The following is a 10,485-nucleotide window of genomic DNA, read 5'->3' as shown; positions in this document are numbered from 1 at the left end:
AGTTTTCTACACAATAAAAAAACCCTATAAGACTTGTGTCTATAGGGTATATAATACTTATTTAACTATCTTCCGTAAGATGAGTTATTATTTTGTTGTTTTCTTGCTCTTCTGCAATCAGCACATCTTTGTGGTTCATTTTCGAATCCTTTTTCTTTGTAGAAAGCTTGTTCACCTTCTGTAAATACGAATTCTTTTCCACAATCTTTGCAAACTAAAGTTTTGTCTTCCATTTTAAATATTCCTCCTTTTATTTAAAAACTGATATCTAAAATTGATTAACAATAATTTCCTAAAAAGAGGATATGTTGTTTATCAGATTAGATTCTACTATATAGTAATATATCATTACTATTTAATACTTATTTTAACATAAATAAGTTATGTTTACAATATGTTTTTGTTCAATAATGCGCCTTAATTGCTTAAAATTCAAAATTACCATTCTCAAATATAGGTATTTCTTTTCCATCTGCTTTAATACCTATTATTCGCAAATCTTCTGTGCCAACCATAAAATCCTCATGTACAAAGGAATCATTAACTCCTTGCTCCGCGAGTTCTTCATCACTTAAATTTTCACCATTTTTTATACATACAGGATATGCTTTTCCAATAGCCAAATGACAAGAGGCATTTTCATCGAAAAGTGTGTTGTAAAATAGTATATTTGAATTTGATATTGGGGAATCATATGGCACTAATGCTACCTCACCAAGGTAACAAGATCCTTCATCAGTTTCAATAATGCTCTTTAAAATATCATAACCTACTTCTGCCTTAAAATCCACGATTTTACCCTGCTTAAAAGTAAGTGAGAACTTTTCAATTAAATTCCCATTATAGTTTAAAGGCTTTGAGCTTACTACAATACCATTTACTCCAGTTTTTTTAGGGAGTGTAAATACCTCTTCTGTAGGCATATTAGCTATAAACTCTATGCCACCCGGGGTATAATCTGATCCTCCAAGCCATAAATGATTTTCCGGAAGCTCAATTTTAAGATCAGTACCCAAGGAATTTGTATATTGCAAATATTTGAAGTTATTTAAATTTAAAAAATCCATACTTTTCTTTAAATTACTTTTATGCGTTTCCCATGAAGCAACAGGATCCACCGTATCCACTCTTACAGTTTTGAATATAGCGTTCCAGAGCTTTTCCATTGCTTCATCCTCTGATAATTCTGGGAATACTTTTTTTGCCCAGGATATAGTTGGGATTGATGCAATACACCAAACATTTTTATTGCTCATAAGTCTATCCCTATATTCCTTTATTGCAGTACTTGCTGCAATACGAGATTTTGACATTCTATCAGGATTAACATCCTTCATAAGCTCAGGGTCAGAGGCTGAAATACTTAAAAAAGCAGCTCCCTTGCGAGCATTTGACAAGTAAAAATCTCTCTGCCAATCTGGATATTCTAAAAATACCTCATCTTTCGCATTCATGAATTTAATTTTTGAGGAAAGTTCATCTCTCCAATTTACAACAACCTCCCTAGCACCTTCAATATAAGCGATTTTAGATATAATTCTAGTAAAAGAAGCACATTCTATAGGAGAATTGACTACAAGTGTTTGATTCTTTTGAATATTAATTCCTGTCTTCACTAATAAAAGAGCATATTTTTCTAATAATTTATTATTCATATTAAGACTTCCCTTCATCAATTTAGATAATATATTAACTTTATTTATGTTGCTTTAATCACAACAAAATTATACCATGAATAACCAATATAGATATTTAAAAATTTAATTGATTTTTATATTTCATTTTTCTTCCCCTTATTAAATACTACTAAGGGTTTTCTATATCCATCCATTTTTCAATAATTAAATCTAACTCTTCTTGAATCCCTTGTTTTTCTTTGCTTAACCCCAATAATATTTCATATTCACTGCCCTTATTAATCATTTCATTATCTATATTTTTAAGTTTTACCTCAAGCTCTTTTATTTTGTTTTCTAAGGTTTCCACTTCTTTTAGTTTGTTAACGTTCCCCATATCTAATTTCTAAATGTAAATCCTTTAATATTTGATTTTGATCAAAGCTTTTACATAATCCTTTAATACTTACTACATCCTTGCCAGACCTGTCAGTCTCCGCAAAATCCAATTGAATTTTAGGTTGATTTATAAGAGGCTTATCAACTCTTTCTACTTTATCTAATCTTTTTTGCATACTTTCTGCCCTTTTAAAGAATTTTTCATTTCCCCCCTGAATAGCCCATTCCCTTAGTTGTTTTATTGCTTTTACCATAGCCTTAATTTTCTTTTGTTGATCTTTATATGCTTCAAATTCTTCAAAAATTCTTCTTTGCTTTTCTTTAACATAATAAGTGTAATTACCACCATAAAAAGAAGTTTCTCCATCCTCTATTTCAACTATTTTTGTTACAACTCTATCTAAAAAATATCTATCATGTGAAATAACTATTACTTTAAATTGCTTCGGATAATCTGGTATTTGGTGTGAATATCCTATAGTCGAATTTTTTCTTATGGTTATACTACCATTATCTAAATTTTCCATTCCAGCAATGATTTTAAAAACTGTAGTTTTACCTGAACCATTTTTTCCTATTAACCCAACTCTTTCAGAACTTTGAACCTCAAAAGTAATATTACTAAGAATCCTATTACCCCCAAAGTATTTTTCTACTTATTTTAACGCTAATTCTATCATCATTAATTCCCCCTCTATGCTAATACAAATATGGATTTTGGCTCACAAAATAATAAAACCCCCGCAAGAAATTCTTGCCGGAGTTTATGTATTTTGATTTTAATCTAAATCAGTTAACTAATCTATAATATAATCACAGTAAAAATGCAACAAGAAAAAATCCATTTTCTAATTACTTTATTAAGACTACAAATTACGCATATAAGAGTAGTTACAATTGGTTTACTGTTATCAAAACTAAAAAACCCAGGCAAGTTAATCCTCACCTGGGTTTAAAATAACATAATTATAATGTATTTAAGGCAAAGATAACTCACTTCTTTTTAGTGATATATTCAATTTTGGATAGACTTCTCCCGTAAAATTAAAATAAGTATGTGTAATCCCAGATAATGACATCGGTAATCTATCTAACATTATGTTTTCTAAAAAGAATTTAGTCATTTTTTTCGCCCCCTTCTATTTAAATCTTCAATATATTGATATTACCATAAATTTTATTAAATATTAATATTAGGATTTATTATCGCCAATGTAATTCCTATCCTATATTTCTAGTATTATGGATTTTAACCTACAAAAATTAAAACATTAGAAAGAAACTTTTAAACATTAATATTCATCATTATGGTTATAATAAATTCAAGTAAAAATAATAACTAATGAGGAGGATTTTTAATGAAATCAAAACTAATATTATTAGCATCAGCTGTATTAACTGTATTATTTGTAGGCTGTTCTAAGCCTGTCGCACCTGAGGTAACACCACCTGTGACACCACCGCCAGTAACAACACCAAATGTAGTAACCACAGCTTCTATTGTAAATACTAAAGCCGCTTTTGAAAATGCTATAAGCACCAAGGGTACATGGATTATTGCAACTTTGAAAGATTTAACTTTTGATAAAGATCTTATGGTTGACGGTGAATTTAAAAACGGCAAAAAAGATGATAGTGGTAAAGATGTGGTGCAACGTAAGATAGCATTATACGCTCAAGATGCGGATCATAAGGTAACTGATAGGTACACGTTGACAGCACCTAAATTAACTTTTAATAGCCCAATGGGTAGCATAGAACATGGAACTTTTAAAGGTGACCTTTATGTTTCAGCAAGCAACTTTCAGTTAAAAGATGCTATAATTGACGGAAATGTATATTTTACGACAGATGAGGCTAAATCTACATTCAAAATGGATGATACAAGTAAAGTTACTGGAAAACAGGAAATGAAAAAATAGTATACTAAGAAACTAAAATACTTAAAAAATGAAAAAATCAGTTGACCAATAAATTGGTTAACTGATTTTTTACTTTTACCTATTAATTATATATAAATATTATAATTTTGCTTATTCAGTTGTATGTACATAATTATATATCATACGATCATATACATGTTTGAATCCCATCTTTTTATAGAGATTCTTAGCACGTTTATTATCAAGATCAACGTGAAGAGATATACTACCATCTGTAAGTTCTATAGCGCGACTAATCAGTTCTGACGCAACACCACGACCTTTATTACCAGTCTTAACACCAATATATGCTAGATGATAATCAGAGAGAAACTCATCAAATCCCATTTTAACAATAACACATATACCTTGTTCTTCTCCATTTCTCTTCGCAAATAACACATAGCCATCTTTCATAGCTCTTTCAATTGCATCTATTGCCTCAGCCCTACAATCATGATAAACCGATAACCAATCTTGTACTATGGCGAATAATTCTTCTTTGCTTTTGTCCTCATAAGATTTAATTTCACATATTTCAACTTCACTTCTTGCATCGTTTAAAATAACCAAGTGTTTACCATCTTTAATCAGTCCTTGTTGAGCTTTTTTTATAAACGCTGCCATTGCATATGCTTCTTTTCTTGAAACCGTAACACCCTCAAGTTCTCGTAGCATAGTAACTGCCTTCTTATAATCATCTTCTTCAATACTAATCATTTCAACACCCGTCTCATTGATTGTTTTCATAATATTTTCAACGATATCTGTATGTCTATTAGGTAAATAACAATCTGTTTCTTTAGCGTTACTATCACTGCTTTCAATTTTACCAATGTTCATTTTCCTAGCGTAATGGTCAAAAGATTCCTGCCATGCTGGACCAACACCACACATTAATTGAGGTAGTTCAACTAATTTTTCATGTACCCAACTTTTAATTATGGCGCCATAGATGCTGGAAAGTGTATATCCAAATCCTAATTGCAACGTAATGGTATCAACCTCAAAATTCATACGTTCCAAACACTCTTTCGTCATATCTTCTAAAACAAGATGACTTATAATGTTGTTTCTGTTCCATTCGCACATCAAGTACATGTTGTTATCTCGAGCTATAGCTCTCAATTGCGCACGCGTAACCGCGTGTGTACGTGTACCCGTGTCCTTCTTATCCCGCAAGTCCATTAAAATATCTTTGTTTAAACGTGACATCTTCCATTTTTCTTGCTTAAATAGAGGCACCTTGACCTCTAGTTCATTTAATTCTGCAAATAATATTACTGATTTTATATAGCTTTCAGAACCATCAACTAAAATTTGTGCAAAACCATTTGCAATAGCATCTTTAACTAAAACTTCTGAAATACGATCATATTTATGTCCTGATGGATTAGCTCCTTCAAGTTTTAAATATATCTCTCCGATACCTAATGCCTTCTCCATTTTTCTTGCTCTCATTAACGGTGTTCTTCCACTTTGTCTCATAATCTCTCCTTCAATACTTAATTGTGATTAAATTAAAAAAAACACTTTTCATTAAATTTTGTACCATCTACAATAGTATCTGCTATATTTTATATATTATATGTAATATATTATAACATTATTAGTAACATTTTGCAAATACACACCAAATTTAGATGTTTTTTCTTCAAAATACAATCATTATATAGGAATTCTTGTCGAAAAATATGATGTTTTGTAATTTACAAAGTAATTATTTGTAAATCTATATTTTAGATTTGAGTAGTGTTGATAGTATGTTTAAAAAATGTTTATTTAAACTATTATATAATCCTACTAGAATATTTTTAAACACTTTTTTTAAAGAATTACGCAAAAAGTTAAAATCTCTTCCTATATAAGGAATAGTAGTATAAAATTTAATACATAGAAGAATATGCTCTTTACATAAAAATCACGGATTAGGGGGAAAACAGGTGAATATAGATAAGTTATTTATAAACGGAAATATTTACACGATGAAAGAAGAAAATGACAAAATAGAGGCATTTGGTATTAAAGAAGGTAAAATTGTTTTCACAGGTTCAAATATCGAAGCGGCGGGTATACTAGGTGATGCAAAAGAAGTAGTCGATTTGGAACATCAAGTTATCATTCCAGGTTTAACTGACTCCCACATGCATTTATACGCTCATTGTAAGAACCTAGAGGATGTTAATTTAGAAACGGCTAAAAGTATTACTGATGTTATAGAGTTTATGAAAATAAAATCTGAGAAAACTGCTCCAGGTAATTGGGTAAAAGGAGTAAATTTTGATGACACAAAGTATATCGAGGGAAGGCTTCCTACTAAGGCTGATTTGGATAAAATAAGCACTATTCATCCAATTATAATTAGGAGATCCTGCTTACATGTAGTCTGTGCAAATAGCTTAGCACTTTCCATGGCAGGAGTTGTAAAAGAATATGTGCCAGAGGTAATTGGCACAGTGGAATGTGATTGCAATGGTGAGCCTACTGGAATAGTAAGAGAGCGAACCATTAAAGTATTTGATGAAATAATCCCAGATTCCTTTATTAATCGTGAAGAAAAAAAAGAAGCGATATTAAAAGTGCTAAAGGACATATCATCAAAAGGATTAACATCAGTACATACTTACGCAGCCAAACTATGGAAATTCGAAGAAGATATAACAATTTATAGAGAACTTGAAAAAGAAGGTAGACTTCCTGTTCGTGTGACGGTTTGTTTAGATGATCTATTTGAAAAGGAAAATTATAACCAAGAAAAGATGAGTAAAGCAAACTACGGGTCATATAAACTCTTTGTAGATGGTTCCCTTGGAGCAAGGTCTGCAGCATTGATAGATCCTTATAGTGATGATCAAAATACTCATGGCATTTTAATATGTAGTCAAGCGGAATTAGATGATAAAATGAAAATTGCATATGAAAAAGGGTTGCAGCCTGCAATCCACGCAATAGGAGATAAGGCTTTAGAAGTGACTATAACCTCAATAGAAAATGTATTGAAAGTATTTCCTTATAATGGCCAAAGATTTAGAGTCATACATGCGCAATTGATTAATGATAGTCTTTTAGAAAGAATGAAAAAGTTGCCACTTGTAGTAGATATACAACCAAGTTTCGTAAGCACAGATTTACATTGGATAAAAGAAAGATTGGGAGAAAACAGACTAAGCAAAGGTGCATATGCTTGGAAAACAATGCTGGATGCAGGGCTAATTCTAACAGGTGGTTCAGATTGTCCTGTAGTATCCTATAATCCTTTTGAAGGGATTTTCGCTTCTGTCGCAAGGCAAGATTTTAATGGCTACCCAGAGGGTGGTTGGTATCCTGAGGAGAATTTATCGGTTTACGAGTCTATTTGTTTATTTTCTAAAAACGCAGCCTATGCAACTGGCGAAGAAGATGTAAAAGGTACAATTGAAAACGGAAAACTAGCAGATTTTATTGTCATTGACAGGGATCCATTTTTAATAAAACCATTAGACATTCTGAAGATAAAAGTACTAAATACATTTGTAGGTGGAGAAGAAAGTTAAATCATCGCCTGCGAAGCTTATTATCACCTTCGGTTATGTTTAAATCCGAAGGTGATGATTTAATTATGTGTAATCTCAAGCCCCTCTATTCTACTGTTTTCAATATATCGAAACGCATCTTTAGATAAAGAATCCATATCACCATAATTTAATATTTTAATTTGAAGTTGATGCAATTCACAAACACATTTTAAAAATTCGTAAAAGGCATTAATAATTCTAACAGTTGGAACAGTCTCTAGCACCTTAAGGTTTTCTTCACTGATTAATAAAACTTTGTTTTGAATAGACGCTAAATCTGATATATAGCTTGGATTAAAAGACATCAGTTTTTGTTTGCTCCCAATTGCCCCAACAATTTTACCAATTACATCCGAGATCCAAAAAAAAGGGATTTCTTTCAAGCAAAATGTGTCTATATGCAAGGATTTTTTTTGTAAAGACAGTTTCTCAGTTTCTAGTCCTATACAATTAGAATCACTTATCACTAAATTATACAGCATCTTTAACTCCTTCTCAGGAGATATATTTAAGTTTCTCCTAAGACTGCTTTCAAAGTTTTTATAAAAGCTAATAACCGAAGATCTATTTCCATTTTTATTATAATTGTCCATTAACATATAAGCGAAATTCTCATTATACGGATCTATAACTAGTATATCCTTTAAAATCTCTATACAATTGTCATATCGTTTTGATGACTCGTATTTTTCTAATATTTGTTTAAGAAGTTCAATATTCTTGTTTTGGTATACGATTCTTTCAAATAGGACAAGGTCATTAAACTCAGGGCATTTATTAATATAAAGGCCCTCCAAAAAATCACCACCATAAAGCTTTTTAATGGATAATAATTCTTCAAGAGAGATGTCATTCTTGTTTTCATAAGCATTTAAAAATAAAATATCAGAAAAGAAATCATACTTTTCGTTGATATAACATAAATGTTTTTCAGCTAAAATAAATTCTTCTCCTTTTTCATCAGGAAGAATAATTCTTTTTATACTCCAAAGACAATACCTTAAGTTAGATCTTGAAGCCTCATTATTGCTGTCTGCCCATAAGTAGTTCGCAATTTTTTCTCTACTTATTTTTTTATCTGAATTAATTAATAAGTAACAAATTAAATCAATTGCTTTACTACTAAACTTATTTTCAACAAGCTCATTCTTATGTTTTATGGTTATTCTCCCCAGCATATTTATTGATAGAACAGGCATTTTACTCACCACCCTCGCAGCAAATGTTATTAAACAGGACATTTCCTGACTTAATAGTAACTTCAACCGTGACATCTTTAATATTCTCAATATTTATTTTAAAAAGATCATCACTTAGTATTACAATATCTGCCAACTTGCCGACATCGAGACTACCTTTAGTTGTGTCTTCGAACACTGCATAAGCTGCATTAATGGTAAACATCTTTATGGCCTCCATTATACTGATTCGATGCGTTTCAACAGGGTGATTTACAGCAGAGTAAATACCCAAAATGGGACTAGCAGGTGTAACATCACTATCGGAACCCCCGCACACTATGATACCATTTTTTATTATTGTTTTAAAAGGATTAGTAATTTTATACCTCTCCCCTATACGCTGAAAGTACATTTTATCCGGACCGCCCCAGTAATGCTCATATGCAGGTTGCATTGAGTATATAAGATTTAACTCTTTAGACCTAGAAAGTTGAGCAGCATTCGGTAGTTCCACATGCTCTAATCTATGTCTTAAATTATTATTTCCAGTCTTTTTAAAAGCATATTCATGAGCATTAATGGCGAGTTCGATAGCTCTCTCACCAATAACATGCATTGCAGTTTGAAGATTGTTTTTATAACAATCAAGCAAGAAGGAATTTAATTCATCCTCCGAGTAATATAATACTCCTTTTTTCCCGGGGGCATCGGTATAATCTTCATTTAGTGCTGCATTTCTAGAACCGAAAGATCCATCAATAAAAAGACTACCACCAATTCTATTGAGTCCCATAGATATAACTTTTTGAACATCAGTAGTTTGATAGAACAATACTAAATCGATAGGAAATGCATTTTTGTACTCGTGGATAAATTCAGCATCTTTATTGCAAAACATAAAGCCTCCTTCCATTGAGGCTGTAGTAGTAATTCCAGAACTGATGAGATATGGCATAACACTTTTTAATGCCTTTAATCTTAATTTATTATCCATACTATTTAATATACTTTCTCGTAATAATGCATTTGCGAAATCTCGAAATATACCGGTTGGCATACCTTTGCTTCCAAGTTCAATTCCAGATACGGAGAATGGAATTTTATAATGTAGCAGTGCATATGTATTTAAAATGCTAGTATGATACTCAATTCTATTTAACCAAACTGGTGCAGTGTCACAAAACTTATCAAGAATATATCTATCTGGAAGCTTTCTTTCTTTTAAATTTTGATCATCCAAACGATATCCTCTTATGGGCTCGCCTGGATTCTTTTCAGCTTGCTCCACAACCAAATCTCCAATATCGTTAAATGAAGTAGCCTTGCCGAGATCTAAACTAGTATGGTTGATGGCTGTTTGGATAAGATGAGAGTGGCTATCATAAAACCCAGCTGTAACGGTAGCTCCTTTTGCATCAATTATTTCTGCGGATGATTCTAAAAACTTTGAGTATTCATTTCCTTCTCCAATTCCAACTATTTTATCCCCTTTTATTGCAATCCAATTATAAATCTTCTCATTAGTCGGATTTAAGCATTGTCCATTAATTATTAATATGTCGGCCTGCATTGCATCTTCCTCCAATTTATAATTGATTTGATATAAGTATACAGCAGAATAGCTATCAATTAAAGATACTATCCTGCTGTAATTTTTAAATTTTATGATAGGTTGTTATTTTGTAAGGACTTTCACTAAAAACTTGTAGATTATATCTGCCGTTTTTGTAATAGAACTAATAGTAGCATATTCGTCAGCACCATGAAAATTTTCGCCTTCTGCGCCGAAAATAATTGCAGGGGCGTTTAACCT

9 protein-coding genes are annotated in these 10,485 nt (G+C 31.4%); 2 read left to right on the top strand and 7 right to left on the bottom strand.

Annotation, left to right across the window (positions count from 1 at the left end):
• Positions 1-65: 65 nt before the first annotated feature.
• From JJE11_RS07925 to JJE11_RS07910, 4 genes are all read right to left on the bottom strand, one after another.
• Complete coding sequence (locus JJE11_RS07925) at positions 66-233, bottom strand: zinc-ribbon domain-containing protein (protein WP_291634316.1); 168 nt, start codon at positions 231-233, stop codon at positions 66-68.
• A gap of 192 nt (positions 234-425) precedes the next feature.
• Positions 426-1,655, bottom strand: coding sequence for an aminopeptidase (locus tag JJE11_RS07920; RefSeq protein WP_291634314.1), 1,230 nt, complete (start codon positions 1,653-1,655; stop codon positions 426-428).
• Between the two features lie 151 nt (positions 1,656-1,806).
• Positions 1,807-2,013 carry a hypothetical protein gene (locus JJE11_RS07915; protein WP_291634312.1) on the bottom strand — a complete coding sequence of 69 codons (207 nt, stop codon included), beginning with the start codon at positions 2,011-2,013 and terminating at the stop codon, positions 1,807-1,809.
• A complete protein-coding gene (locus tag JJE11_RS07910; RefSeq protein ID WP_291634318.1) occupies positions 2,000-2,632 on the bottom strand; it encodes an ATP-binding cassette domain-containing protein in 633 nt (210 codons plus the stop codon). The genes JJE11_RS07915 and JJE11_RS07910 overlap by 14 nt, the downstream gene beginning before the upstream one ends.
• A 741-nt stretch (positions 2,633-3,373) precedes the next feature.
• Here JJE11_RS07910 and JJE11_RS07905 point away from each other — a divergent pair.
• On the top strand, positions 3,374-3,937 hold the full coding sequence (locus JJE11_RS07905) for a hypothetical protein (RefSeq protein ID WP_291634310.1): 564 nt from the start codon (positions 3,374-3,376) through the stop codon (positions 3,935-3,937).
• A 111-nt stretch (positions 3,938-4,048) separates the two neighbouring features.
• On the opposite strand, the gene JJE11_RS07900 is transcribed toward JJE11_RS07905, so the two are convergent.
• Entirely contained in the window at positions 4,049-5,425 is a 1,377-nt protein-coding gene (locus JJE11_RS07900) for a pyridoxal-phosphate dependent enzyme (protein ID WP_291634308.1), read from the bottom strand.
• Between the two features lie 455 nt (positions 5,426-5,880).
• Between JJE11_RS07900 and JJE11_RS07895 the strand changes: the two genes are divergently transcribed.
• Positions 5,881-7,470 (top strand): amidohydrolase, encoded by a 1,590-nt coding sequence (locus JJE11_RS07895; RefSeq protein WP_291634306.1) that lies wholly within the window; start codon positions 5,881-5,883, stop codon positions 7,468-7,470.
• Between the two features lie 59 nt (positions 7,471-7,529).
• Here the strand turns inward: JJE11_RS07895 and JJE11_RS07890 are convergent, their stop codons facing one another.
• Together JJE11_RS07890 and JJE11_RS07885 are read right to left on the bottom strand one after the other, a co-directional pair.
• Positions 7,530-8,690: a BTAD domain-containing putative transcriptional regulator gene (locus tag JJE11_RS07890; RefSeq protein ID WP_291634304.1), complete on the bottom strand. Its 1,161-nt coding sequence runs from the start codon at positions 8,688-8,690 to the stop codon at positions 7,530-7,532.
• A 1-nt stretch (position 8,691) separates the two neighbouring features.
• A complete protein-coding gene (locus JJE11_RS07885; protein WP_291634302.1) occupies positions 8,692-10,242 on the bottom strand; it encodes an amidohydrolase in 1,551 nt (516 codons plus the stop codon).
• Between the last annotated feature and the right edge of the window lie 243 nt (positions 10,243-10,485).

The sequence above is a fragment of the Clostridium sp. genome (assembly GCF_016650095.1).
Taxonomy (GTDB): Bacteria; Bacillota; Clostridia; order Clostridiales; family Clostridiaceae; genus Clostridium_AD.
The sequence above is the reverse complement of the archived record's forward strand: the minus strand, read 5'-3'. Positions and strand labels throughout refer to the sequence as shown.